Origin of the sequence: Rugamonas fusca, assembly GCF_014042365.1 — a bacterium.
GTDB lineage: Bacteria > Pseudomonadota > Gammaproteobacteria > Burkholderiales > Burkholderiaceae_D > Rugamonas > Rugamonas fusca.
In genome coordinates, this window is sequence record NZ_JACEZS010000004.1 from 25,603 (window position 1) to 51,059 (window position 25,457).

General features: G+C 66.6%; 18 protein-coding genes. 14 read left to right on the top strand and 4 right to left on the bottom strand.

The features are described from left to right. Positions 1-28: 28 nt before the first annotated feature. Together H3H36_RS06435 and H3H36_RS06440 are read left to right on the top strand one after the other, a co-directional pair. On the top strand, positions 29-346 hold the full coding sequence (locus tag H3H36_RS06435; RefSeq protein WP_182215417.1) for a c-type cytochrome: 318 nt from the start codon (positions 29-31) through the stop codon (positions 344-346). Positions 347-429: 83 nt separating this feature from the next. After that, the gene (locus tag H3H36_RS06440; protein WP_182215419.1) at positions 430-1,485 is read left to right on the top strand and encodes an FAD:protein FMN transferase; all 1,056 of its coding nucleotides are present in this window, start codon (positions 430-432) and stop codon (positions 1,483-1,485) included. A gap of 7 nt (positions 1,486-1,492) precedes the next feature. Here the strand turns inward: H3H36_RS06440 and H3H36_RS06445 are convergent, their stop codons facing one another. Further along, a complete protein-coding gene (locus tag H3H36_RS06445; protein WP_229219790.1) occupies positions 1,493-2,803 on the bottom strand; it encodes a sensor histidine kinase in 1,311 nt (436 codons plus the stop codon). Between the two features lie 602 nt (positions 2,804-3,405). Here H3H36_RS06445 and H3H36_RS06450 point away from each other — a divergent pair. Together H3H36_RS06450 and H3H36_RS06455 are read left to right on the top strand one after the other, a co-directional pair. Then, positions 3,406-3,639: a hypothetical protein gene (locus H3H36_RS06450; RefSeq protein ID WP_182215424.1), complete on the top strand. Its 234-nt coding sequence runs from the start codon at positions 3,406-3,408 to the stop codon at positions 3,637-3,639. Positions 3,640-3,725: 86 nt separating this feature from the next. Next, on the top strand, positions 3,726-5,090 hold the full coding sequence (locus H3H36_RS06455; RefSeq protein ID WP_182215426.1) for a S41 family peptidase: 1,365 nt from the start codon (positions 3,726-3,728) through the stop codon (positions 5,088-5,090). A gap of 277 nt (positions 5,091-5,367) precedes the next feature. Here the strand turns inward: H3H36_RS06455 and ppc are convergent, their stop codons facing one another. Beyond that, complete coding sequence (gene ppc, locus H3H36_RS06460) at positions 5,368-8,190, bottom strand: phosphoenolpyruvate carboxylase (RefSeq protein ID WP_182215428.1); 2,823 nt, start codon at positions 8,188-8,190, stop codon at positions 5,368-5,370. A gap of 91 nt (positions 8,191-8,281) precedes the next feature. On the opposite strand from ppc, the gene hemC reads away from it, so the two are divergent. The 8 genes from hemC to H3H36_RS06500 all read left to right on the top strand — a co-directional run bounded on the left by hemC (position 8,282) and on the right by H3H36_RS06500 (position 20,736). Beyond that, entirely contained in the window at positions 8,282-9,325 is a 1,044-nt protein-coding gene (gene hemC, locus H3H36_RS06465) for a hydroxymethylbilane synthase (RefSeq protein ID WP_375539578.1), read from the top strand. A gap of 5 nt (positions 9,326-9,330) precedes the next feature. Beyond that, on the top strand, positions 9,331-10,125 hold the full coding sequence (locus H3H36_RS06470) for a uroporphyrinogen-III synthase (protein WP_182215433.1): 795 nt from the start codon (positions 9,331-9,333) through the stop codon (positions 10,123-10,125). Beyond that, positions 10,122-11,258: a uroporphyrinogen-III C-methyltransferase gene (locus H3H36_RS06475; RefSeq protein WP_182215435.1), complete on the top strand. Its 1,137-nt coding sequence runs from the start codon at positions 10,122-10,124 to the stop codon at positions 11,256-11,258. Before H3H36_RS06470 ends, H3H36_RS06475 begins: the two co-directional genes overlap by 4 nt. 2 nt (positions 11,259-11,260) lie before the next feature. Then, positions 11,261-12,457 (top strand): heme biosynthesis protein HemY, encoded by a 1,197-nt coding sequence (locus H3H36_RS06480; RefSeq protein WP_182215437.1) that lies wholly within the window; start codon positions 11,261-11,263, stop codon positions 12,455-12,457. Positions 12,458-12,698: 241 nt separating this feature from the next. After that, complete coding sequence (ppa, locus tag H3H36_RS06485) at positions 12,699-13,241, top strand: inorganic diphosphatase (protein WP_182215439.1); 543 nt, start codon at positions 12,699-12,701, stop codon at positions 13,239-13,241. Between the two features lie 208 nt (positions 13,242-13,449). Beyond that, positions 13,450-18,540 carry a diguanylate cyclase gene (locus tag H3H36_RS06490; RefSeq protein WP_182215441.1) on the top strand — a complete coding sequence of 1,697 codons (5,091 nt, stop codon included), beginning with the start codon at positions 13,450-13,452 and terminating at the stop codon, positions 18,538-18,540. A 149-nt stretch (positions 18,541-18,689) separates the two neighbouring features. After that, complete coding sequence (locus H3H36_RS06495) at positions 18,690-20,189, top strand: peptide MFS transporter (protein ID WP_182215443.1); 1,500 nt, start codon at positions 18,690-18,692, stop codon at positions 20,187-20,189. 208 nt (positions 20,190-20,397) lie between these two features. Next, on the top strand, positions 20,398-20,736 hold the full coding sequence (locus H3H36_RS06500; protein ID WP_182215445.1) for a DUF5335 family protein: 339 nt from the start codon (positions 20,398-20,400) through the stop codon (positions 20,734-20,736). Here the strand turns inward: H3H36_RS06500 and H3H36_RS06505 are convergent. Next, positions 20,702-21,910 (bottom strand): GNAT family N-acetyltransferase, encoded by a 1,209-nt coding sequence (locus H3H36_RS06505; protein ID WP_182215448.1) that lies wholly within the window; start codon positions 21,908-21,910, stop codon positions 20,702-20,704. The genes H3H36_RS06500 and H3H36_RS06505 overlap by 35 nt on opposite strands. 101 nt (positions 21,911-22,011) lie before the next feature. Between H3H36_RS06505 and H3H36_RS06510 the strand changes: the two genes are divergently transcribed. Further along, positions 22,012-24,060, top strand: coding sequence for an NAD(+) synthase (locus H3H36_RS06510; RefSeq protein WP_182215451.1), 2,049 nt, complete (start codon positions 22,012-22,014; stop codon positions 24,058-24,060). A gap of 268 nt (positions 24,061-24,328) precedes the next feature. Next, entirely contained in the window at positions 24,329-24,667 is a 339-nt protein-coding gene (locus H3H36_RS06515; protein ID WP_008447011.1) for a P-II family nitrogen regulator, read from the top strand. A gap of 81 nt (positions 24,668-24,748) precedes the next feature. Here H3H36_RS06515 and H3H36_RS06520 read toward each other — a convergent pair whose 3' ends face one another. Then, a complete protein-coding gene (locus H3H36_RS06520) occupies positions 24,749-25,372 on the bottom strand; it encodes a trimeric intracellular cation channel family protein (protein WP_182215453.1) in 624 nt (207 codons plus the stop codon). Positions 25,373-25,457: the final 85 nt, after the last annotated feature.

Here is a 25,457-nt window from a genome sequence, read left to right on the forward strand (position 1 = left end):
GTTCTTTTTTAATTGAGAGTCTATCCCCATGAAATTTGCAACTATCCTGTCCTCCCTGCTGCTGGCCGTCTGCGCCGCCGGTACCGCCCAGGCCGCTCCTGACCTGGCCAAAGGCGAGAAGATCTACAAGGCCACCTGCCTCGCCTGCCACGGCGCCGGCGTGATGGGCGCACCCAAGTTCGGCGACAAGGCCGCGTGGAAACCACGCGTGGCCAAGGGTATGCCGGCGCTTTACAAGAGCGCACTGGACGGCTTCAAGATGATGCCCCCCCATGGCGGCAATGCCGCGCTGAAGGATGACGAAGTGAAGGCCGCCGTTGACTTCATGGCGACCAAGTCGAGCTGAGTTTGAACTTGCCGCCACCATCGGGGCGGCAGGATGACCACGGGACCGGGTCCGCCCGGTCCCTCACCGCAAGGAGGGCGCACATGCAAGGTAGTCAGAAAAAGCGCGCCGGATTGCCGGGCTGGCTGGCGACACTGCTCGCGCTGGCGCTGTGGTCCGGCCTGTTGTCGGGCTGTGCCCGCGAATACCACACCTACAAGACCCAGGGCCACGTGTTCGGCACCGTGGTCGAGATCAGTATCTACGGCGAGACGCCGCAGCGGGCCGACGCCCTCAGCGCCGCCGTGCTCAAGGAATTTGACCGGCTGCACCACAAGCTGCACGCCTGGCAGCCCAGCATGCTGACGGGCTTGAACGATGCCATCGCGGCCGGCCGGCCGTTCGAGGCGGACGCCGAGCTGGTGGGCTTGCTGCAATCGGCGGCCGTCCTGTCGGCCAAGTCCGACTACCTGTTCAATCCCGCCATCGGCCATTTGATCCGGCTGTGGGGCTTCCAGAGCAGCGACATCCAGGACCAGGGCCCGGCGCCCGGGGAAATTGAACGGTGGGTGGCGGCCAATCCGCGCCTGTCGGACCTGCGCTACCAGGGCAACACGATCACGAGCACCAACCGCGCCGTGATGATCGACCTGGGCGGCTATGCCAAGGGGTACGCGCTGGACCGGGCCGCCCGCATCCTGCGCGATGCCGGCGTGAACGCGGCCCTGATCAACGTGGGCGGCAACATCCTCGCCATCGGCCAGCCCGGCAAGCGGCCGTGGCAGGTGGGCATCCGCGACCCGCGCGGCGATGGCACGCTGGCCACGCTGTCGCTGCGCGATAACGAGGCGATCGGCACCAGCGGCGATTACGAGCGCTACTTCATGAAGGATGGCAAGCGCCATCCGCACATCATCGACCCGCGCACGGGCCAGACGATCGATCTGGTCGCATCCGTCACCGTCATCGCCTCGGGCGGCAGCGATCCGGGCCTGCGCTCGGATGGCAATTCCAAGCCGCTGTTCATCACGGGACCGGCCGGCTGGGAAGCGATGGCCCGGCGCCTGGGCCTGAAGGAAGTGATGCTGGTCGATGCCCACCACAACGTGGTAATGACGCCGGCCATGCGCGCCCGCATGGATGGCGGGCGGCCGCACTGACGGGCCGTCAGGCCGGCGCGGCCTGCGGCGATGCTGGCTGCCCGGCGGCCACGCCGGGTAGCAGCAGCGTCATCATGCTGCCGCCCTGGCTGCGCGCCAGCACCATCTCGCCGCCCATGGCCGCCACCCGCTCCTTGATGGCGCGGATGCCGAAGGCGTCCCGCGTGGCCTGCTCGGCCTGCAGGATGCCGGCACCGTCCGCGTGCAGCACGATGGTCATGGCCTCGGCCTTCAGGTTAAGCGACACGGTCACCGCGCCCGCGCGCGCGAAGCAGGCGATGCTGGTGAGGGCCGCCTGCACTAGCCGGAACAGGCTGGACGTGAGGTCCAGGGGCAACAGGGCGTTGGCGCTGTCGTCCAGCACCTGCAGCCGGTAGCGCAGCCCGCCGCGCTGTTCCAGCTGGCCCAGCAGCCATTCGATGGCCGCGCACAGGCCCAGGTCCAGCGTGCTCGGATGCAGGTCGTTGATCACTTCGCGCACCGACTTGATGGTGGCGTCCAGCGTGGCCAGCACCTGGCCGGACTGGCGGTGCAGTGCCGCGTGGCGCGCGGCCGTGCGCGCGTGGAGTCGGGCGACATCGAGCCGCATGGCCAGCAGGTTCTGGCCCAGCTCGTCATGGATGTTGAGCGCGATGCGGCGCCGTTCGTCCTCGCGGATGCGGTCCTGGTGCAGCGTCATGGCGCGCAGCTGGTCCAGCGTGCGCTGCAAGGCGGCCTCGGTGCGCTTGCGGTCCGTGATGTCGAAGCACATGCCGATCAACAGTTGCGGCTGGCCGTCAGCGTCGAACACGGGCTTCTTGAAGGTCTGCATCTGGCGGTTTTCGGCGCGCCCCGCACACCACACGAACTCCTCGTTGACAATCAACTGGCCGCCGGCGAAGGCGGCGCGGTCATGGGCCAGGAAGCCTTCCATCTGCTCGGAAGGGAAATAGGCGCTGCCGCGGCGGCCCTCCAGCAGCGCGAACGGCACGCCGAATAATTCCTCACACGCCGTGTTCATCATCACAAAGCGCGACTGGCCATCCTTGATGAACAGCGGTGCGGGCAGCATGGCGACGATTTCGCGCAGTTGCAGTTCGGCGCTGGCGTTCGCCTGGGCGGCGGCCAGGTGCGCGGCGGCATCGGCCCGCTGGCGCACGTCGGCCACGTGCCGGCGCCACAGCAACACGCCAGCCAGCAGCGACATGCCGCTAGCGACCAGGTAGCCCGCGTCGGCAAGGGCGGGATGGCCCCAGGCGGCCCCGCCCAGCCAGCCGGCCAGCAGCAGGGCTGCGCCGGCACTTGCCGGGCGCAGGAGGAGAGTCGACCAATTGTTCATCACGGAAAAAGCAGGGGTGGGACCAAGGGCATCGTCCGCGCCTGGCGACATGGCGCGGCGAAATGTTGGGGTATTGTAATGATAATTTGGTTGATTTGTCTTTCTTTTAATGTAATAAATCCTTTGGGGGAGATTCACCGATTCCCTAGTCATTCGTCGGCGGTGTGCCGCGGGTTGGCCGGTGTCAGGTCTGTCATTCGGACAGTCGCCGCACACCTTTGATGTTTCTCATGGCGCGTCGTTTTGATTGTTCTAATGGCTACGTTTGGACGCTGTTAGGCACATGCGACTGCTACATTGTTTGATTAAGTTCAAAGGTGTGAGCCGTGAGTCCAAATGACAGACCTGACACAGATTCGGATTCGCAGATTCGCCCATTCATTGCGGAAAATGCAAAGGGATCAGACCAGGTGCGCCGTCCGTGCCTGGCGGCAAGCTGCGGCTGGGTGTTGTTGTATTGTAATGATTATTTGATTGATTTGTCTTTCTTTTAATATCATATGTGTTTTGTCCCCAGGGACATGCGGACTGGACAACTCTGGAGGAAGGAGGTCGCTGAATGTTCCACCACACAACACACACCGTCACTACCGGAACGGCACATGCAAATACATATCTTCAGAGGGCCCGGCCGGGTATTCGGCTTCACGTTGGCGCCAACTGGTGACAACCTGCCGGGAAAATATGCGCCTTGGACGGCGTTCAAGACGATAGAACTGAACCGACATGCACACACACCAGGCGTTGACGCCAATGAATGCCTGGATGACATAGAGACCTACGGCGTCCATGTGACCGATGCGCACGTCCGCATTACCGAGGCGGCGCTCAGTTGATGTCACCGGCGCATGTCGCGGTGCCGGCCATGCCCGGTTCCCCTGTTGTCGCCCTCCGGTGCGGGACAAGGGGACTGAAGCCATCAATGCTTGTCGAAGAATGCCATAGTCTGGGCCCCCCTGCGCTGAACACTATGCTGCGCTTACTTTTACTAACCGTCATCGCGATTCTCATGGGATCGCCAACGTGTGCCTGGGCGGCGCCCGTCGAAGCGCCGATCACCGTCCCGCAATTCCGTGAGGACCTGGACTTCCTGCGCCGCACCTTGATGCAAAGTCATCCCGACCTCCAGTTTTCCAGTGATGTGGCAGCGCTGGAGGCGGCGATACGCGCCCTTGCCAGCGACACGCGGACGCCCATCAGCCAGGACGAGGCGTGGCGACGTCTTGCGACGTTGAACCCGCTGTTCGCGGACGGGCACCTGTCGGTGGGCTTTCCTGACTGGCAAACGGCCGCCATCGCCCACCTGCGCGAAGGCGCTACTTTGTTTCCCTATGAGGTCAGCCTGGATGACGATGGCTTGCATATCGGGGCGCTGTTGGGCGGCGCCGCGACGCCGTTGCAAGGCGCCCGCATCATTGCCATCAATGGCGAGCCGGCGGACTTGGTGACCGCCGCGCTGATGCGACGCATGCACGGCGAAACGGCCTTGTTCCGTTCCGGTTTGCTGGCCCAACGCTGGTGGTTCTACTACTGGAAAATGTACGGGGTCCCCCCCAGCTACCGGCTGACGATGGCGCAGGGTGGCCGGACCTTTTCCATTGAAACCATGGGCAGCAAGGAGTTGCCATTGCTGTTGCGCGATGCCGCCGCATTCGACCGGCAGTTTCATTTCGCCTTCCAGCCGGACGGGAGCGCCATCCTGACCATTGATAGCTTCGCCCCTGCCGACCGCGGCAAATTCCTTGCCTTTACGCGTGATGCCTTCGCCCGGCTGCGACAGGCGGGCACGGGCCAATTGACCATCGACATCAGCAGGAATGGCGGCGGGGACGATGCCATGTGGCTCGATGGCTTGATGCCCTATCTGGCCACCAGCGCCTACCGGACCGGCTCCACCTACAAGAAAAGAGTGGTGGAAGCGAACGTCGAACGGGGCGAAGTCGCTGGGCAAGTGGTCACTGGTTCAATTTCGACATGGCATACGCCGCAGCTGGACGGTGACCTGTTATTCAAGGGTAAAACCTTGGTCGCCATCGGGCCGGGAACATACTCGTCCGCTGTACTGTTCGCCAACGTCATGCACGACTTCTGCTTTGGCACCCTGGTGGGGCATGGCGGCGCGGCGCGCCGGACGCAATCGGGTGGCGTGCGCCGATTTGTCTTGCCCAATTCCAAACTGGTCTTATGGGTGCCGCGCTTCGTGCTGGCGCCGCCGGTTGCGACTGCGCCAGCGGACTTGCTTGAAGTGCAGGCGGACCAGTCGGCAACTTGCGCCAGCAGGAGATGAGGGTGTCAGGTCTGTCTTTCGGACAGTTGCGGCGCCTTGTTGAGTTTTCTCATGACGCCCATCGAATTTTAGGATAGCTGTGATGAGAGATCGCCTATCACAATTGAATGTGCCGCGATTGAGAAAGCACAAGGGTATTGTCCTTGTGTCCAAATGACAGACCTGACACCGACTTTTGATGCCGGCTTGATACCGAAGGTTTGCTGCCCAAAAAAATCGGGGACATGACACCGTTCATCGACCGTGTCACGCCCCCGCCATGGCCCAACCGCTGGCGTCAGCCCGTGTTGCGCAGGCCAGCCGCCACGCCGTTGATCGACAGGTGGATGCCGCGGTGCACGCGTTCATCGACCTTGCCTGGCTCCTTGCTGATGGCGCGGTGGCGCTTGATCAGTTCCACCTGCAAGTGGTTGAGCGGATCCAGGTAGGCGAAGCGGTTCTGGATCGAGCGCGCCAGCAGCGGGTTGCCCGCCAGCCGCTCGGTGGCGCCCGTGATGCTTTGCAGGATGCGCAGCGTGTGGTCGTGCTCCTCCGTGATGCGCTTGAAGATGCGCTCGCGCAGTTCCTTGTCCTGCACCAGTTCCGCGTAGCGCGAGGCGATCGCCATGTCGGTCTTGGCCAGCACCATGTCCATGTTCGACAGCAGCGTGGCGAAGAATGGCCAGTGCTGGAACATGGCGCGCAGCTGGGCCACGCGTTCCTCCTGGTCGCCGTCCGCGATCCAGCCGCCGATGGCGCTGCCGAAGCCGTACCAGCCCGGCAGCAGCAAACGGCACTGGCCCCACGAGAAGCCCCATGGAATGGCGCGCAGGTCTTCGATGCGCTTGGTCGACTTGCGCGAGGCGGGACGGGAACCGAGGTTCAGTTCCGCGATCTCGGCGATCGGGGTGGCGGCGAAGAAGTAGTCGGTGAAGCCGGGCGTCTCATAGACCAGGTTGCGGTAAGCCTTGTAGGCGCGGTCGGAAATCTCGGCCATCACGGCTTCGAAGCCGCGCAGCCGGGCCTGGTGGGCGCTGTCTTCCGACTGCGGCATCAGGCTCGCTTCCAGCGTGGCCGCCACCAGCAGTTCCAGGTTGCGGCGGCCGATGTCCTTGTTGGAGAACTTGGAGGCGATGATCTCGCCCTGTTCCGTCAGGCGGATCTGGCCGTTGACGGTGCCGTGCGGCTGGGCCAGGATGGCTTCGTAGCTGGGGCCACCGCCGCGGCCGACCGTGCCGCCGCGGCCGTGGAACAGGCGCAGCTTGACGCCGGCCTTTTCGAATACGGTCACGAGGTGGGTTTCGGCCTTGTACAGTTCCCAGTTCGAGGTCAGGAAGCCGCCGTCCTTGTTCGAGTCCGAGTAGCCCAGCATGACTTCCTGGATCTCGCCTTGCTTGGCGATCAGCTGGCGCACCAGCGGCACCGCCATCACGGCTTCCATGATGCCGGCCGCGCGCTGCAGGTCGGGGATGGTTTCGAACAGCGGGATCACCATCAGGTCCAGTTCCGGCTCGGCCAGGCGCAGCAAGCCCATTTCCTTTTGCAGCAGCAGCACTTCCAGCAGGTCGGACACGGTCTCCGTGTGCGAGATGATGTAGTTGCGGATCGCGCGCGCGCCGTAGCGGGCGCGGATCTGGCGCGCCGCGCGCAGGATGGTCAGTTCCGATTCCGTCTCGGCCGAGTAGCTGATGTAGGGCGTGTACAACAGGCGTGGCTGGCTCAGTTCACTGAGCAGCAGGTCGACCTTGGCTTCTTCATCGAGCGCCGCATAGTCATGCAGCACGCCGGCCTGGGCGAACAATTCCGTCAGCACGCGCTCGTGCACGTCCGAACTCTGGCGCATGTCCAGCGACGCCAGGTGGAAGCCGAAGATGTCGGCCGCGCGCTTGAGCGTGGACAGGCGCGGCTTGACCAGCATGCCGCCGTGGTTCGCTTCCAGCGAATCGATCAGCACTTGCAGGTCGGCCGAGAATTCGGCGGCCGTGGCGTACGGTTCCGCGTGGCCCACTTCCTTGCGCAGGATGTTGGTGGCGCCCAGCGCGCGGGCCGAGCTGGCCAGGCGCGCGTAGATGCCAATCAGGGCGCGGCGGTACGGTTCGTCGCTGCGGTGGGCCGAGGTGTCGGGCGAGCTGTCGGCCAATTGCTGCAATTCCGGGCTGCACGCGACCATCAGGGTCGAGACGGACAGCTCGGCGCCGCAGGTGTGCGCTTCTTCCAGGTAGAAGTCGAGGATGGTGGTGGCGTGGCGTTCCAGCGCGTGCTGCATGGTGCCGGCGTTGACGTTGGGGTTGCCATCGCGGTCGCCGCCGATCCAGCTGCCCATCTGCACGTAGGGCGCGTTGATGGCGGTGCCTTCGGTGGCCGGGTAGTGCTGGGCGATGTCGGCTTCGATGTCGTCGTACAGGCCGGGCAGCTCGCGCAGGAAGGTGATGCGGTAGTAGGACAGGGCGTTTTCAATCTCGTCGGCCACGGTCAGCTTGGAGTAGCGCAGCATGCGGGTCTGCCACAGCGTGGCCACGCGCGCGCGCAGCAGGTGCACGTTGGCGGCCCGCTCCTTGGGCGTGAGCGGCAGGTCGCGCTCGGCCAGCAGGCGGGCGATGTCGTGCTCGGCGTCGAGGATGGACTTGCGCTGCACTTCGGTCGGGTGGGCCGTCAGCACGGGCGAAATCAGGGCGTCCTGGAAGAAGGTGGCCACCGTGTCCTGGGCCACGCCGGCGTCCTTGAGCTTGCCCAGCGCGAAATTGATGCTGCCTTGCTGGGGCGCCGAGCCGGCCAGCAGGTGCGCCCGGCGGCGGCGGATGTGGTGCTGGTCCTCGGCGATGTTGGCCAGGTGCGAGAAGTAGGAGAACGCGCGCACCACGGAGATGGTCTGCTCGCGTGTCAGTATCTTGAGCATGCCGTCCAGTTCCTTGGCCGCGCCGGCGTCGGCCTCGCGGCGGAAGCGCACGGCCGTCTGGCGGATGGTCTCGACCACGGCGAACACTTCCTCGCCTTCCTGTTCGAGCAGCACCTCGCCCAGCAGGCGGCCCAGCAGGCGGATGTCTTCCTTGAGCGGCGCGTCCTTGTCGGCTTGCGCGTCCACGCCCGGTTGTTCGTCTATTGCACTAGATTGTTTTGCCATGTGATGAGTCGCAAAAATGATGTATGTCGGTGCAAAGGCTTGTGGCCCGGTTCTGCAAGAGGCGCCCATGATAAAATTTATGATCTTAAACATGCGCGAAATAACTGGCCACCGCCGGTTAGCGTCGGCTACAGCGAAAGAACTGGTTTTGAAAACTTCCGAATTGGTCCAACCTCTCCCGTCCAGATTGATCATCGCGTCGCGCGAAAGCCGTCTTGCCATGTGGCAAGCCGAGCACGTGCGGGCACGCTTAGCTGCATTATATCCGCAGTGCAGCATTGAGATTCTGGGAATGACCACCCGTGGCGACCAGATCCTGGACCGCGCCCTGTCCAAGGTGGGCGGCAAGGGCTTGTTCGTCAAGGAACTGGAAGTGGCCATGGCCGAAGGCCGGGCCGACCTGGCCGTCCATTCGCTCAAGGACGTGCCGATGGAGCTGCCCGAGGGCTTCGCGCTGGCCGCCGTGCTGGAACGCGAAGACCCGCGCGACGCCTTCGTCTCCAACGATTACGCCTCGCTGGCTGAACTGCCGGCCGGCGCCGTGGTGGGCACGAGCAGCCTGCGCCGCCAGTCGCTGATCGCGGCCCGCTATCCGCACCTGGTGATCCAGCCCTTGCGCGGCAACCTCGATACCCGGCTGGGCAAGCTGGACCGGGGCGACTACGCGGCCATCATCCTGGCCGCCGCCGGCTTGAAGCGCCTCGGCCTGCCGCAGCGCATCCGTGCCTTGCTGGAGCCGGAAACGAGCTTGCCGGCCGCTGGCCAGGGCGCGATGGCGATCGAGATCGCCGAACGCAACGACGGCCTGGACCTGCACGCGCTGCTGGCGCCGCTGAACCACGAGGCCACGGCGCAAGCCGTGGCGGCCGAGCGCAAGGTGTCCAAGGTGTTCGGCGGCAGCTGCCAGATTCCGCTGGCCGCCTTCGCGACCGTCGATGCGGGCCAGATGCGCCTGCGCGCCATGGTGGCCACGCCGGACGGCAGCCGCATGGCCAGCGCCGAAGTGAGCGGCCCGGCCACCACCCCGGAACAGCTGGGCGAGCAGGTGGCCGAGCTGCTGCGCGGCCAGGACGCGGAAGCCATCCTGGCCGTGTGCGCCACGGCGGCGCCGGCCGACGACCAGCCGGCCGCCTGAGTCGGATGGCCGGCACGGTCGTCATCACGCGGCCCGCGGCGCAGGCCGGGGCGCTGGCGGCCCGCATCGCCGCCAGCGGGCGCGATGTGGCGCTGCTGCCGCTGCTGGAAATCGCGCCGCTGGCCGATCCGGCCCCGCTGCAGGCAGTACTGGCCGGCCTGGCCGGTTACGCCATGGTGGCCTTCGTGTCGCCCAACGCGATTGACGCGGCTTTCGCGCACATCACACACTGGCCGGACGGCGTGACGCTGGCCGTGCTGGGCGAGGGCAGCCGCGCGGCCCTGGCCGCGCACGGCATCACGCCGGCCAACGCCACCATCGTCAGCCCGGCCGATACGGCCCACAGCGATTCCGAACACTTGCTGCAAACGCTGGACCTGGCGGCCCTGCGCGGGCGCCGCGTGCTGATCGTGCGCGGCGAGCAGGGCAGGGAACTGATGGCCGATGGCTTGCGCGCGGCCGGCGCCGAGGTCACCGTGGTGGCCGCGTACCGGCGCGCCGTGCCGGCCCTGACGCCGGCCCTGGCCGACCAGCTGCGCGGCCTGCTGGCCCAGCCCAACGACTGGATCATCACCAGTTCCGAGGCGCTGCGCGGACTAGTGGGCTTGCTGGAACAGCTGGGGCGGCAAGAAAACGCTGGCGCCAATGGCTCGAAATATGTTGTAATGATGCAACAACAGCATCTGATTATCCCGCACGCCCGGATTGCCGAAACGGCAAGCCATTTGGGCTTTACCCGACTGACGCTCACAGGATCAGGCGACGAACGACTGCTCGCCGCGTTACAATCACACCCATGAACGAATTGCCTACATTACCTGACCCTGCCACCGCTCCCGGCCCGGCCGCGGAGACGCCTACGCCGCCCACGCCGCCGGCGCCGACCTGGATGGAAACCCTGCTGCAGCCGCAAGTGCTGGGCTGCGCCGTGGTCGCACTCGGCATCGTGGTGGCCGGCCAGACCTGGTCCACCCACGCCCAGGTGCGCAACCTGCGCGAGGAGATGGCGCGCCGCCTGCAGAAGAACGACGCCTCCAACGCCGAGACGGGTACGCTGGCCCGTAACGTCCAGGAGTCCAGCAAGGAACTGCAAGCCAAGGTGGCGCTGCTCGAATCGAAGCAGGTGGAAGCCCAGAGCCAGCAACTGGCGCTGGAGCAGCTGTACCAGGACCTGTCCAAGAACCGCGACGAGTGGGCGCTGACGGAGATCGAGCAAGTGCTGTCCACGGCCAGCCAGCAGCTGCAGCTGGCCGGCAACGTGCCCGGCGCGCTGATCGCGCTGCAGAACGCCGACCGCAGCCTGTCGCGTTCGGACAAGCCGCAGTTCATCACCATCCGCCGCGCCATCGCCAAGGACATGGACAAGCTCAAGTCCCTGCCCAGTGTCGATTCCGTCGGCCTGGCGCTGCGCCTCGATAACGTGATCGCCCAGATCGACCTGCTGCCGATGCTGGCCGACGAAAAGCCGACCCTGCCCGCGCCGCCCGAGAAGAAGGTCGCCAAGGCCAAGCCTGGCGCCAAGGCCGCCGCGCCGGCCGAAGCGCCCAATCCGTGGCTGCTGAAACTGCAGGACGTGTGGACCAGCTGGAGCAGCGATATGTGGCTCGACGTGCGCCAGCTGATCCGCGTGCGCAGCGTGGAAACGCCGGACGCGCTGATGCTCTCGCCCACCCAGGCCTATTTCCTGCGTGAGAACCTCAAGCTGCGCCTGCTCAACGCACGCATGGCCCTGTTGTCGCGCAATGAAGGTGCGTTCCGCAGCGACTTGCAGGCGGCCCAGGATGCGCTGCTCAAATACTTCGACACCCGCGCCAAGTCCACCCAGACCGTGCAGGCGCTGCTGCGCCAGGTCCAGGGCAGCAACCTCGCCATCGAGATGCCGACCCTGGCCGACAGCCTGAACGCGGTACGTAACTACAAGGCGAAGCCATAACCATGCGTTTATTCCTCTGGTTAGTGGCCTTGATGGCCGCCGCCATCGGCATCGCCGTGACGGCCCGTTTCAACCCCGGTAACGTGGTGCTGTTCTACCCGCCGCACCGCATCGACCTGTCGCTGAACTTCTTCGTGGTGCTGGAAGTGGCGCTGTTCGCGCTGCTCTACGTGCTGATCCGCGCCTTCCGCGCCACGCTCAAGATGCCGGCCCGGGTGGCCGCCTACCGCCTGCGCAAGCGTGAACGCGACGGCAACAAGGGCTTGCGCGAAGCGCTCAAGGCCCTGTTCGAAGGCCGCTTTGGCCACGCGGAAAAAGCGGCCGCGCGCGCCGCCGAGCTGCCCGAGAACGCCGGCGTGGCGGCCCTGATCGGCGCCCGCGCCGCGCACCGCATGCGCCAGGGCGAGCGCCGCGACGGCTGGCTGGCCCGCCTGAGCGGCGACGCCTCCATGAAGACGGCGCGCCTGATGACGATGACGGAACTGCTGGTGGACGACCACCAGCCGGAAGCGGCGCTGCAAGCCGTGGCCGAACTGAACGCCAGCGGCACGCGCCACATCCACGCCCTGCAATGGTCGCTCAAGGCCCAGCAGCAAGCGAAGAACTGGCCTGAAGTGCTGCGCCTGGTGCGTTCGCTCGACAAGCATCGGGCCCTGCATCCGGCCCTGTCGGCCCGCCTGCGCGAGATGGCCTACGAGGACATGCTGGCCGACAGCAGCCACGACGCCGAATCGCTGCAGCGCATGTGGGCCACCGTGCCCACGGCCGACCGCATCAAGCCCTTCGTCGCCTCGCGCGCGGCCACCGCCCTCAATGCGCGCGGCCTGCACGACGAAGCGCGGCTGGTGGCCGAGGAATCGCTGGCGGCCGACTGGGACGAGCGCGTGGTGCGCGCCTACCGCGAGGCGGCCGCGCCGGCCGGTTCTTCGGCGCTGTTGCAGCAGATCGAGCATTGCGAGAAATGGGTGGCCCAGCGTCCGGCCGACGCCGAGCTGGCGCTCACGCTTGGCTCGTTGTGCCTGAAGCAGAAGCTGTGGGGCAAGGCCCAGCGCTACCTGGAGCAGGCGCTGTCGGACGCCAGCGACGCGCGCATGGTGCGCGAAGCCCACCTCAAGCTGGCCCAGTTGCACGAAGCGCTGCAGCAGCCCGAAGAGGCGGCCAGCCACTTCCGCCAGTGCGCGCTGGCGACCATCCTGTAAGAAATATCGGGACCGAGAAATTGCGGGACGGAAAAATCGGGGACGGACCCCAATTTTCGCATAGCGAAAATTGGGGTCCGTCCCCGATTTTTCCGTCCCGCAATTCTTTTCCTCTGCGCCTGGCGCATACGGTGCTTACGGCTTGCTGACGTGCCCGTTTTTTGTGCTGCGACGCACAAGCCGGCATGCTTTCGCTATAATGGCGCGGTTAAACCATCCGCCTGCATAACAAGGAAATTTCATGAGCTTGAATAAAGTGCCTTCGGGCCGCGATTTGCCCAACGATTTCAACGTGATCATCGAAATCCCGATGAACGCCGATCCGATCAAGTACGAAGTGGACAAGGAGTCCGGCGCCATCTTCGTCGACCGTTTCATGGGCACCGCCATGCACTACCCATGCAACTACGGCTACGTGCCGAACACGCTGTCGGCCGACGGCGACCCGGTCGACGTGCTGGTGATCACCCCGTTCCCGCTGATCCCTGGTGTGGTGGTGCGCTGCCGTCCGATCGGCGTGATGAAGATGACCGACGAATCCGGTGAAGACGCCAAAGTGCTGGCCGTGCCGGTCGACAAGGTGCTGTCCATCTACAGCCACTGGCAGAAGCCGGAAGACCTGAACGAACTGCGCCTGCGCCAGATCACCCACTTCTTCGAGCACTACAAAGACCTGGAGAAGGGCAAGTGGGTCAAGATCGACGGCTGGTACGGTCCGGAAGAAGCCAAGGCTGAAATCCTGAGCGGCGTGGCCAACTACCAGAAGGAAAATCCGGAAGGCTAAGCCCGGCCCGGTGAACGCGCAGCCGGCGCCGGCGCCGGCGCTGGCCCGGTTGCGTGTTTTGAACGTCGCGTCAACTTGTTTTGCCTTAAGTTGTTTTTCTTAATAGTAATTGTCGTCGCGCTAACGTAATATAGCGGTGAAGGTCACTAGTTGGTTGCCAGCAACCGGCATGGCCGCGTTGTCTCGCCCTATTTACGACTGGAAGTCCGTGCGCGCCCTAATTGACTACGAGATCATCGAACCACTGCATGCCAGTGCCCGTTCCCTGGTCTACCGCGCCTGCTCCACGGCCGAGCGCGCGCCGCTCATCGTCAAGATTCCCAACACCGATTGTCCCTCGCACGAGGAAGTGTCGCGCTTCAAGCGCGAATTCGCGCTGGCGCGCCGCTGCGCCCATCCCGGCGTGGTGCGGCCGCTGGCGCTGGCCCAGCAGGGCGGGCGCTGGGTCATGCTGCAGGACGATATCGGCGGCACGGCGCTCAGCGTGTTGCTGCGCGACCGCGCCGCCGCCGGCCAGCCCGGCCTGGCCATGGACGACTTCTTCGCCATTGCGCTGCAACTGTGCGCCGCGCTGGACGCCGTGCACGGCCAGGGCATCATCCACCATGACATCACCCCGTCCAACATCGTCTGGAGCGGCGCGCGGCGCCAGCTGCAGCTGATCGATTTCGGCATCGCCGGCGAGCTGGCGCAGGAAGTGCAGGGCATCGTCCACCCGTACGCGCTGGAAGGTACCTTGCCCTACATGGCGCCCGAGCGCACGGGGCGCATGAACCGGCGGGTCGATTACCGGGCCGACTACTACGGCCTGGGCGCCACCTGCTACGAACTGGTGACGGGCCAGCCGCCGTTCGCCGGCAGCGACGCCATGGAACTGGTGCACAGCCACATCGCGCGCGTGCCCGACTGGTCGCATCCGGCGCTGGCGGCCGCGCCGGCCGCACTGACGGCCATCCTGCGCCGCCTGCTGGAAAAGAACGCCGAGCAGCGCTACCAGACCCTGCACGCGCTGGCGCTGGACCTGCAAGCCTGTCGCGCGGACGCGGCGGCGGGCGCGGGCGACGCCGGCCTCGCGATGCCGCTGGCCGGACTGGCCGACCGCCACCGGCCGTTCAACGTGTCGCAGCGCCTGTATGGCCGCGCGCGCGAAACGGCGGCGCTGCTGGCGGCCTTCGAGCGCACGGCCAGCGGTGCCAGCGAACTGCTGCTGGTGGCCGGGCCGGCCGGCAGCGGCAAGTCGGCCGTGGTGGACGAGGTGCAGCCGGCCATCGTGGCCCGGCGTGGCTGTTTCCTGTCGGGCAAGTTCGACCAGTACCGGCGCGAGGTGCCCTATGCGCCCCTGATCCAGGCGTTCCAGCAATTGCTGCAGCTGCTGCTGAGCGAGCCGGCGCCAGGCGTGCGGCGCTGGGCCGAGCGGCTGCGCGCGGCGCTGGGCGACAGCCTGGGCGTGCTGCAGGAACTGATCCCGGAGCTGGCACTGGTGGCCGGCCCGGCCGACGCGGGCGCCGCGCTGGCGCCGGACCAGGCCCAGGCCCGGCTGGACCGCGCCTTCCAACGGCTGGTGCAGGTGTTCGCGACCGCCGAGCACCCGCTGGTGCTGTTCCTCGATGACCTGCAGTGGGCCGACCCGCCTACCTTGCGCCTGGTGGAGCTGTTCCTGCGTGAGCGCGAAGGGGGCCACCTGCTGCTGATCGGCGCCTACCGCGACAACGAGGTGCCGGCCGCCCACCCGCTGACGGGCTTGTGGGAGCGCCTGCAACGGCAGGGCGCGCGCCTGACCCGGCTGGCGCTGGCGCCGCTGGCCGAGGACGACGTGGCGCAACTGGTGGCCGACAGCCTGCACGTGCCGGCCGAGGCGGCCGCGCCGCTGGCCCGGCTGTGCCAGCGCAAGACGGGCGGCAATCCCTTCTTCCTCAACCAGTTCCTGCACGCCATCCACGACGCCGGCCAGCTGGTCTACCAGCCAGCCCTCGATTGCTGGTTCTGGGACCTGGCCGTGCTGGAGCAGGCCGCCTACACGGACAACGTGGTCGAGCTGCTGGTCGAGAAAATCCGCCGCCTGCCGGCGCCGGCCCAGCAATTGCTGCAACTGGCGGCCGCCGTCGGCAACCAGTTCCGGCTCGATACGCTGGCCGTGCTGGTGGACGCATCCCCGGCCCAGGCCCAGCAGACGCTGTGGCCGGCCCTGCGGGCCGGCCTGATCCAGCCGCGCGACTTGCGTTACAAATACCTGGACGCGGACACCGCCGGCACCGACGTCAGCTACCGCTTCCTGCACGATCGCGTGCAGCAGGCCGCCTACGCGCTGGTGCCGGCCGAGGCGCGCGCGGCGCTGCACCTGCGCATCGGCCGGCTGCTGCTGCGCCACGCGGGCGAGCGTCAGCTCGAGGACGAGCTGTTCGCCATCGTCGAACAGCTCAACCTGGGCCGGGCGCTGCTGGACGATGCGGGCGAACGGCTGCAGCTGGCGCAGCTCAATTGCCGCGCCGGTGGCAAGGCGCGCCGCTCGGCCGCGTTCCAGGCCACGCTGGAACACATGGGCATCGGCCTGGCGCTGTTGCCGGAGCAGCCATGGCAGGCGCACGGCGCGCTGTGGCTGGCATTGCAGCTGGGCGTGGCCGAAGCGGCCTACCTGTGTGGCCAGTTCGAGCGGGCCGAGGCCATCTACCCGCTGATCATGGGCCACGCGGCGCCGCTGGAGCAGGTGCGCTGCATCGCCGTGCAGGCCCACCAGTACCAGTTGCAGGGGCGGCTGCCGGACGCCATCGCCGTGCTGCGCGCGGGACTGGCGCTGCTGGGCATGCCCGTTGCGCACGACGTGGCCGAGCTGAGCGCGCGCTCGGACGCGCTGTACGCGGAAATCGAGCGCCATCCGCTGGCCCGCGATACCCAGGCCCTGCTGGACGCGCCCGAACTGGACGACGGCCCGGCGCTGGCCGCCATGCAGATGATGCAGTCGATGTGGATGGCGGCCTACTACGCCGGGCAGCAGGAACTGAGCGTGCACATGGTGCTGTCGATGACGCAGCTGTCGATGCGGACCGGCACCAGCGATTTCAGTTCCGTGGCCTACGTGGGCCACGCGCTGATGCTGGCCCTGCGCACGGACGACATGGACCTGGCCTACCGCTTCGGCGAGATGGCGCTGGCGCTGGCGCGCCGGCGCGCCAACCTGCAGACCCGCACCCTGACCGGCCTGATGTTCGCGGCCCTGTGCAACCACTGGGTGCGTTCGCTGCGCAGCTCGGACGCGCTGTACGACGAAGCCTTCGGCTGGGCGCTCGAGATCGCCGATTACGTGCAGGTGGGCGTGGTGGCGGCCGTGCGCGCCACCGACCGCCTGATCCTGGGCGACTACCTGCCCGAACTGAAGCTGGCCATCGCGCACGACCTGCTGCTGATGCGCGCCAACGGCCAGCAAGCCATGGCCGACTGCTGCGTGGCGGCGGCCGTGCAGCCGATCAAATGCCTGATGGGCCAGACGGCCGCCGGTGCCAGCTACGACGACGAGGGCTTCAGCGAGGCCCGCTTCCTGGAGCGCTACGGCGACTCGAAGCTGTTCCGTGCCTATTTTTTGCAAGGCAAGATCCGCAACGCCTTCCTGTTCGATGGCGCCGACGCCGAAGCGCTGGCCGGCCAGCTGGAGCTGGTGGCGCAAATGATGCGCGGCCAGGCCAAGGTGCCCGACGCCACGTTCTACGCGGCCCTGATCTGGATCCGGGCCTTGCGGCGCGACCCGGCGCGGCCCGACGCACCGGCCGTGCGCGAGCGCATCGCCGCGCTGCAGGACAAGCTGGCGCGCTGGGCCGCGCTGGGACCGGCCCTGTTCGTGGCGCACCATCATCTGGTGCTGGCCGAACTGGCGCGCGGCGCGCAGGACCTGGCGCTGGCCACCGGCCATTACCAGCGCGGGCTGGATGCGGCGGCCGGCAGCGTGCCGCTGCTGGCGCTGGGCAATGAGCTGTGCGGCGAATGCTGGCTGGAACAGGGGCAACCGCGCGTGGCCACGGTTTACCTGACGGACGCGCTGGCGCGCTACCGCCAGTGGGGCGCGGACGGCAAGGTCAGCGTGATGAGCGCGCGCCTTGGGCCGGTGCTGACCGGCCACGCGGTAGCGGGTTGGGCGGCGCCGTCCACGCCCGTCTGGGCCACGCGCGGGCGCGCCGGCGCCAACGCGGAACTGGACCTGATGACCTTGTTGAAGGCGGCCCAGGCGCTGTCGCACGAAGTGGGGCTGGTCCATGTGCTGCGGCGCCTGATCGCCATCGTGTGCGAGAACTCGGGCGCGCAGGTGGCGCGCCTGCTGCTGCAGGACGGTGCCGGCTGGCGGCTGGAGGTGGAGGCCGTCGATGGCATGACGGCCGTGCCGCCGGCGCGCACCGTGGAGCTGGACGCGGCCAGCGACCCCATGTTCCCGCTGTCGCTGCTGCGCTATGTGGCCCGTTCCGGCGCCGAGGTCATCGAGGACAACCTGGCCGGTTCGCCCCGTTTCGCGGCCGACCCCTACTTGCGCCAGCCCGGCGCGCGCTCCGTCATGTGCATGCCGATCCGTCAGTCCGGGCGGCTCGTGGGCATGCTGTACCTGGAAAACCGGCTGGCCGAAGGGACGTTTACGGCCGGGCGGGTGGAGTTCCTGCGCATCCTGTGCGCGCAGGCCATCACCGTCATCGCCAACGCCAGGCTGTACGACAGCCTGGAGCGGCGCGTGGCCGAACGCACGGCCCAACTGGAGGAAGCCAATGCGCGGCTGGTGGCGCTGTCGGTCACGGACGGCCTGACGGGGCTGGCCAACCGGCGCCACTTCGACGACGTGCTGCGCAGCGAGTGGGCCCGCGCGCGCCGCGCCGGCCAGCCGCTGGCTGTGCTGATGATCGACGTCGATTACTTCAAGCGCTACAACGACCGCTATGGCCACCAGACGGGCGATGATTGCCTGATCCGCGTGGCGCAGGCGCTGCGCGGCGGCGCCCGGCGCGCGGCCGACCTGGTGGCCCGCTACGGCGGCGAGGAATTTGCCATCGTGCTGCCCAACGCCGGCGCCGCCGAGGCGGCGGAGGTGGGGCAGGCGCTGCGCGCGGCGATCGCGCAGCTGGCCATCGCGCACGCCGAGGCGCCCGGCGCCATCGTCACCATCAGCGTCGGCGTGGCCAGCGCCGAAGGCCATGGCGTGACCGACACGGACGCGCTGCTGCGCCTGGCCGACGCGGCCCTGTACCGGGCCAAGCACCTGGGGCGCAACCGCGTCGTGCTCAACGACGAAGGCCAGGAGCAGGCCGAGGCAGACCGGCGGCACGCCTGAGCCCTTGCCCGGCGCTGCCGGCCTGGGGGCAGGGAATTGCAATCAGGAAATTGCCTTCCTGAAATTGCCAGTTGACGTGGAGTGGCGTAGCATGCGGCGTCGGCACATGTATGCCACTTAAACAACACTTAAAAAGTCACTGGAGACTCATGAATACTCCCGTCCCAACTTATACCCAGACGCGCTCGTTCGCGACCATCGCCCTGATCGAACTATGGGAGCGCTTCGGCTATTACGGCATGCAGGCGCTGATCGTCTACTTCATGGTGCAGCGCCTCGGCTTCGAGGACAGCCGCGCCAACCTGGTGTGGAGCGCGTTCTCCGCCCTGGTGTATGTGTCGCCGGCCATCGGCGGCTGGATCGGCGACAAGGTGCTGGGCACCAAGCGCTGCATGCTGCTGGGGGCGCTGATCCTCGCCATCGGCTATGGTTTGCTGGCCGTGCCCAGCGAGAACACCTGGCAGATCTTTTCCGCGCTGGGCGTGATCGTGGTCGGCAACGGCCTGTTCAAGCCCAACACGGCCAACCTGGTACGCAAGATCTATGAAGGCGACGATTCCAAGATCGACAGCGCCTTCACCATCTACTACATGTCGGTCAATGTCGGTTCCACCGTCTCCATGCTGGCCACGCCGTGGGTCAAGGATTACGTCAACGCCCAATATGGCAGTGGCCTGGGCTGGCACATGGCGTTCGCCGTGTGCAGCGTGGGCCTGGTGGTGGGCCTGTTCACGGTGCTGTCGATGCGCCAGACCCTGAACGCGGTGGGCTCGCGGCCCGACGAACTGCCGCTTGACGTGGGCAAGCTGGCCATGGTGCTGGGCGGCGGCCTGGTGGCCATCGTCGGCGCCACCGTCATCCTGCAATACCAGAGCGTGGCGCGCGCCTTCGTGTACGTGGCCGGGTTCGTCGTGCTGGGCATCTTCGCCCACCTGATCCGCGGCAGCGCGGCGGGCGAGCGGGCTGGCCTGACGGCGGCCCTGATCCTGATGCTGCAAACCGTGTTCTTCTTCATCTTCTACCAGCAGATGTCGACCTCGCTGTCGCTGTTCGCGCTGCGCAACGTCAATGGCGACTTCTCCCTGTTCGGCGCCCATTTGTGGACCTGGGCCCCGGCCCAGTTCCAGGCCCTGAACCCGATCTGGATCATGCTGCTCAGTCCCGTGCTGGCCTGGGCCTACGCCAAGGCGGGCAGCAAGGGCAAGGACTTGTCGCTGGCCGGCAAGTTCGCGCTGGGTTTTTCCATCGTCGCCATCGGCTTTTTCATCTACGGCATCGCCGGCCAGTTCGCCGTGGGCGGCAAGACCTCGGCCTGGGTCATGATCGCCGGTTATGGTTTCTATTCGCTCGGCGAGCTGCTGGTGGGCGGCCTGGGCCTGGCCGTGATGGCGCGCTACGTGCCAGCCCGCATGGGCGGCTTCATGATGGGCGCCTATTTCGTGGCGGTGGGCATTTCCCAGTACCTGGGCGGGGTGGTGGCCAATTTCGCCAGCGTGCCCAAGGATGTCGTCGACCCTGAGCTGACCTTGCCCATCTACACCAACCTGTTTACCAAGCTGGGCTTTGGCGCCGTGCTCTGCACCCTCATCGCGCTGGCCGCGCTGCCCATGATGCGCCGCCTGACGGCCACCTACCAGGCCAACGGCTGACCAGGCGCTGGCCGCGCCGGTACGCGCGCGCAGCCGCCCGGCGCCTTGCCGGCCGGCTGCGTTTTTCATTGCGCGACCTGATACCGATCAGTATTTTTTATACCGTGCGCGGGGGCGGCGGCGCATACTGGACACTCCGACACCGGCCGTCCGCAGCGCAGGCAGCTTGGCGGCGGCTGGCGATGCTGACGATGACAGGAGGCGGGAAATGACGGTCGCGAAAATTGAGAAGGCGGAATGGCACAGCTATTTCGACCGCGTATCCAAGGAACTGGAAGGCAAGAGCGTGGAAATCGACGTCGAGGCGCTGGCGCTGGGCAGCCAGGTGGAGCAGGAGTGGATACCCCTGCTGGGCATGACGTACGAGCCGCGCGACGATATCCTCAGCGTGATGGTGGAAGGCTTGAACCACCTGATCCGTTCGCCGCGCACGGTGTTCGTCGATATCGAGCTGGGGCAGGTGAGCAGCATGGAAGTGGTGGACGCCGACGACTACCGCCACATCCTCAAGCTCAGCGATCCGCTGCGCCTGACGGCGCCGCACTGACGCCGCCGTCCTCGCCACCATCACCACGACCGCGTCCGCCCTGGTCGCGGAAGGGATTGCGCTCGTTGAGTTCATCGAGGTAGGCGGCGATACCGCCTCCTTCGCGCGCCAGGAAGCGCTCGATGGCGTCGGCGAAGCCGGGGTGGGCCAGCCAGTGGGCCGACCAGGTCTGTTGCGGCAGGAAGCCGCGGGCCATCTTATGCTCGCCCTGGGCGCCGCCCTCGAACGTGGCGATACCCTGCGCGATGCAAAATTCCAGCGGCTGATAATAGGCCGTCTCGAAATGCAGGCAGGGGATGTGTTCGAGCGCGCCCCAGTAGCGGCCGTACAGCGTGTCGGCCGTGTGGAACACGAGCGAGGACGCCACCGGCCGGCCATCGCGCTCGGCCAGCACCAGCATCACGTTGTCGGGCATGGTGCGGCCCACGCGCAGGAAGAAATCCAGGTTCAGATACGGTGACGAGCGGTGCTCGGCGTAGGTGTTGGCGTAGCAGCGGTGGAAGAAGCGCCAGTGTGCCTCCGTGATGGCCGCCCCGCGCAACTGGCGCAGCGACACGCCCGCCTCGCGCACCTTGCGCCGCTCGGCGCGGATATTCTTGCGCTTCTTGTGTTCCAGCGTGGCCAGGAACTGCTCGAAATCCTGGTAGCCATCGTTGAGCCAGTGGAACTGCACGCCGCTGCGCAGCATGAATCCCGCCTCCTGCAACTGGCGCGCCTGCTGCTCGGGCGGGAACAGGATGTGGGTGGACGACAGGCCGGCCGCCTGCTGCCGGGCGCACAGCAGTTCGACCAGCGCCGCCCGTTCCGCCGGTCCGCGCGCCAGCAGGCGCGGGCCCGTGACGGGCGTGAACGGAATGGCCGACAGCAGCTTGGGATAGTATTCGAGGCCGTGGCGCTGGTAGGCGTCGGCCCAGGCCCAGTCGAACACGTATTCGCCGTAGGAATGCGATTTGACGTACAGCGGCATGGCGGCCGCCAGCGCCGGGCCATCCCACAGCACCAGGTATTGCGGTTGCCAGCCCGTGTCGGCGCAGGCCGAACCCGATTCGTGCAGCGCGTGCAGGAAGGCGTAGGACAGGAAAGGGTTGGCGTCGTCCTGGGCGGCCAGCAAGGCCGTCCATGCCGCTTCTCCCACGTCGGCGAGAGAAGAAATGATCCCCGTGCGATAATTCATTTTTGTTGCCCGCTCATCATGTTTGCTCTGACCAGTGTGGCATTCTACGCAAATTATCCCGTCGCCGCCGGGCGCGCGCCCGGCAGGAGAGAAAGCCGTCCATGACCAAGAATTTCTTCAACCTGTATTCGCATGACTTCGCGCGCGTGGCCGTGGCCGTGCCCCGCTGCCGCGTCGCCGACCCGGCGTTCAACGCGGCCCAGACCATCGCCATGGCCACCGAGGCCCACCAGCAGGGCGCCGCCCTGGTGGCCTTCCCGGAACTGGGCCTGTCGGCCTACACCTGCGACGACCTGTTCCACCAGCGCGCGCTGCTCGACGCCTGCGAGGCGGCGCTGGCCTCGGTGGTGGCCGCGTCGGCCGCGCTGCCGCTGGCGCTGGTGGTGGGCATGCCGCTGCGCGTGCGCCACCAGTTGTACAACTGCGCCGTCGTGATCGCGGGCGGCCGCATCCAGGGCGTGGTGCCCAAGAGCTACCTGCCCAACTACGGGGAATTCTACGAGGCGCGCCAGTTCAGCACGGGCGACTACGCGGTCGCCACGGAAATGACGCTGCTGGGCCAGACGGTGCCGTTCGGCTCCGGCCTGCTGTTCGAAGTGGCCAATCTGCCGCTGCTGAAGTTCCACGTCGAGATCTGCGAGGATGTGTGGGTGCCCGTGCCGCCATCGTCGTTCGCGGCGCTGGCCGGCGCTTCGGTGCTGGTCAACCTGTCGGCCTCCAACGCGCTGGTGGGCAAGGCTGGCTACCGCCACCTGCTGGTGGCGCAGCAGTCGGCGCGCTGCCTGTCGGCCTATCTGTACACCTCCGCCGGCAGTGGCGAATCGACCACCGACATGGCCTGGGATGGCCAGGCCCAGATCTGCGAAAATGGTGAACTGCTGGCCGAGTCCAAGCGCTTCCAGGATGAGCCCAGCCTGATTTACGCGGACGTGGACCTGGAGCGGCTGTCGCGCGAGCGCATGCGCCAGACCACGTTCGGCCAGTCCGTGCAGCGCCACGCCGAGGAAGTGGCGCGCTTCCGCGTGGTCAGCTTCGAACTGGCGCTGCCGCTGGATCGCGCGTTGGCGCTCAAGCGCTGCGTGGAGCGCTTCCCCTACGTGCCGGCCGACAGCCGCCGCCGCGACGAGCGTTGCAATGAGGTCTACAACATCCAGGTGCAGGCGCTGGCCCAGCGGCTGCAAGCGAGCGGCATCCAGAAGTTGGTGATCGGCGTGTCCGGCGGCCTCGATTCCACCCACGCGCTGCTGGTGTGCGCGCGCGTGATGGACAAGCTCAAGCTGCCGCGCACCAATATCCTGGCCTACACCATGCCCAGCTTCGCCACCAGCGAGCGCACGCTGACCCAGGCCCACCGGCTGATGAAACTGGTGGGCTGCACGGCCGCCGAAATCGACATCCGCCCCAGCTGCATCCAGATGCTGCAGGACCTGGGCCACCCCTACGCGGAGGGCGAGGCGCAGCACGACATCGCGTTCGAGAACGTGCAGGCGGGCGAACGCACCAACCATTTGTTCCGGCTGGCGAACCATCACAACGCCCTCGTGGTCGGCACGGGCGACTTGAGCGAACTGGCGCTGGGCTGGTGCACCTACGGCGTGGGCGACCATATGTCGCACTACAACGTCAACGCCAGCGTGCCCAAGACGCTGATCTCCTACCTGGTGCGCTGGGTGGCTGAATCGGGCGTGATCGGCCGCAACGATGCGCAGGTGCTGCTCGATATCCTGGGCACGGAAATCAGCCCCGAACTGGTGCCCGGCACGGCCGGCGGCCAGCCGGAACAGCGCACGGAAAGCACCATCGGCCCCTACGAGCTGCAGGATTTCAACCTGTACTACGTGCTGCGCTTCGGCTTTGCGCCTGCCAAGGTGGCGTTCCTGGCGCTGGCCGCGTGGCACGACAAGGAGTTGGGCCGCTGGCCGGACGGCGAACACGTGGCGCGCAACGAGTACGACCTGGCGACCATCAAGAAGAACCTGGGTATCTTCCTGGACCGCTTCTTCCGCACCAGCCAGTTCAAGCGCACCTGCGTGCCGAACGCGCCCAAGGTCGGCACGGGCGGTTCGCTGTCGCCGCGCGGCGACTGGCGTGCGCCCACCGACGGGCAAAGCGTGGTCTGGATGCAGGATTTGCAACGGATTCCTGTCTGAGGCGGGGTGCACGGCCGGCGCCATAACCGAGTGGCGCCTCGGTATCGGCGCGCGTGGGTAGGAGAGCGGCGCCGGGTAGCTTACAATGCGGTCTGGATACCGTGCATTACATCGTCCGATCGCCGCCGTCATGGCCGCCGGCTACCCGCCGCGCGGCGCGGCATGGGTTACCAGCCTGCTCAAGATCCGGGACCGCACCGCCGCCGGCGGGCGCCTTCCCGTTGACGCACCGGTTTTACGCAATACGATTTACATTCGAGGAGATGTCATGAAACAGATTACCGCAGTGATCAAACCATTCAAGCTGGACGAAGTGCGTGAGGCGCTGGCTGAAGTCAACGTCACCGGCCTGACCGTGACGGAAGTGAAGGGCTTTGGCCGCCAGAAGGGCCACACCGAACTGTATCGCGGGGCCGAATACGTGGTCGACTTCCTGCCCAAGGTGAAGGTGGAAGTGGTGGTGGATGACGGCGTGGCCGAGCAGGTGGTGGACGCCATCATCAAGGCCGCCCGCACCGGCAAGATCGGCGACGGCAAGATCTTCGTGCAGAACGTGGAACAGGTGATCCGCATCCGCACGGGCGAAACGGGCGCCGACGCCGTCTAAGTTGCCCACCCCCAAAATCGGGGACGTAACACGGTTTTTCCGCACGGGAAAACCGTGTTACGTCCCCGATTTTTCCTGGCGTTAGCGGTTGATGCGCATGTCGAATTTCCACGTCAGCAGCCGCAGCAGCGTGATGAAGGCGGCGCTGAACCACAGCGCGAAGTCGTTCGACACGTGGGTGTGCTGCAGCGCGATGTAGAGCCAGGCGCCGAAGAAGGCGCAGATCGCGTACGGTTTCCCGTCGCGGAACACCATCGGCACCTCGTTGCAGACGATGTCGCGCAACACGCCGCCGAAGATCCCCGTGATCACGCCCATCATGGCCGCGATAAACACCGGCATGTCGGCCGCCTGCGCCTGCGATACGCCGGCCACGGCGAACAGGCCCAGGCCGATGGCGTCGGCCACCACGATGATGCGCTCCGAGACGATCTGGCGGATGGTGCGCACCAGCGGCGTGGCCACCAGGGCCAGCACGAAGATCAGGATCGCATAGCCCTGGTGCTCGACCCAGAATAAAGGCCGTACATCGAGCAGGATGTCGCGCAGCGTGCCGCCGCCGAAGGCCGTGATGAAGGCCACCGTGAACACGCCCACCAGGTCCATGCGCTTGCGGCGCGCCTCCACGAAGCCCGACATCGCTCCCACCAGGATCGCCACGATTTCAATGACGGTGATGAGGGAGACGTGCGGGATGTGCTTCATGCTTGGAAAAGAAATGACGGAGTGGCCGGTGCGCGTAGGTTAACACGCCTCGCACGCGCCAGCCAGTCGTGGGGGAGGTTTTGTT

What these genes read in the sequence shown, in the direction of transcription:
- H3H36_RS06495 (WP_182215443.1), top strand. Translation starts at nt 18,690, where the DNA reads ATGAATACTCCCGTCCCAACTTATACCCAGACGCGCTCGTTCGCGACC.
- H3H36_RS06455 (WP_182215426.1), top strand. Translation starts at nt 3,726, where the DNA reads ATGCTTGTCGAAGAATGCCATAGTCTGGGCCCCCCTGCGCTGAACACT.
- H3H36_RS06520 (WP_182215453.1), bottom strand. Translation starts at nt 25,372, where the DNA reads ATGAAGCACATCCCGCACGTCTCCCTCATCACCGTCATTGAAATCGTG.
- H3H36_RS06435 (WP_182215417.1), top strand. Translation starts at nt 29, where the DNA reads ATGAAATTTGCAACTATCCTGTCCTCCCTGCTGCTGGCCGTCTGCGCC.
- ppa (WP_182215439.1), top strand. Translation starts at nt 12,699, where the DNA reads ATGAGCTTGAATAAAGTGCCTTCGGGCCGCGATTTGCCCAACGATTTC.
- H3H36_RS06470 (WP_182215433.1), top strand. Translation starts at nt 9,331, where the DNA reads ATGGCCGGCACGGTCGTCATCACGCGGCCCGCGGCGCAGGCCGGGGCG.
- H3H36_RS06450 (WP_182215424.1), top strand. Translation starts at nt 3,406, where the DNA reads ATGCAAATACATATCTTCAGAGGGCCCGGCCGGGTATTCGGCTTCACG.
- H3H36_RS06475 (WP_182215435.1), top strand. Translation starts at nt 10,122, where the DNA reads ATGAACGAATTGCCTACATTACCTGACCCTGCCACCGCTCCCGGCCCG.
- H3H36_RS06515 (WP_008447011.1), top strand. Translation starts at nt 24,329, where the DNA reads ATGAAACAGATTACCGCAGTGATCAAACCATTCAAGCTGGACGAAGTG.
- H3H36_RS06480 (WP_182215437.1), top strand. Translation starts at nt 11,261, where the DNA reads ATGCGTTTATTCCTCTGGTTAGTGGCCTTGATGGCCGCCGCCATCGGC.
- hemC (WP_375539578.1), top strand. Translation starts at nt 8,282, where the DNA reads ATGCGCGAAATAACTGGCCACCGCCGGTTAGCGTCGGCTACAGCGAAA.
- H3H36_RS06505 (WP_182215448.1), bottom strand. Translation starts at nt 21,910, where the DNA reads ATGAATTATCGCACGGGGATCATTTCTTCTCTCGCCGACGTGGGAGAA.
- H3H36_RS06510 (WP_182215451.1), top strand. Translation starts at nt 22,012, where the DNA reads ATGACCAAGAATTTCTTCAACCTGTATTCGCATGACTTCGCGCGCGTG.
- H3H36_RS06500 (WP_182215445.1), top strand. Translation starts at nt 20,398, where the DNA reads ATGACGGTCGCGAAAATTGAGAAGGCGGAATGGCACAGCTATTTCGAC.
- H3H36_RS06440 (WP_182215419.1), top strand. Translation starts at nt 430, where the DNA reads ATGCAAGGTAGTCAGAAAAAGCGCGCCGGATTGCCGGGCTGGCTGGCG.
- ppc (WP_182215428.1), bottom strand. Translation starts at nt 8,190, where the DNA reads ATGGCAAAACAATCTAGTGCAATAGACGAACAACCGGGCGTGGACGCG.
- H3H36_RS06445 (WP_229219790.1), bottom strand. Translation starts at nt 2,803, where the DNA reads ATGAACAATTGGTCGACTCTCCTCCTGCGCCCGGCAAGTGCCGGCGCA.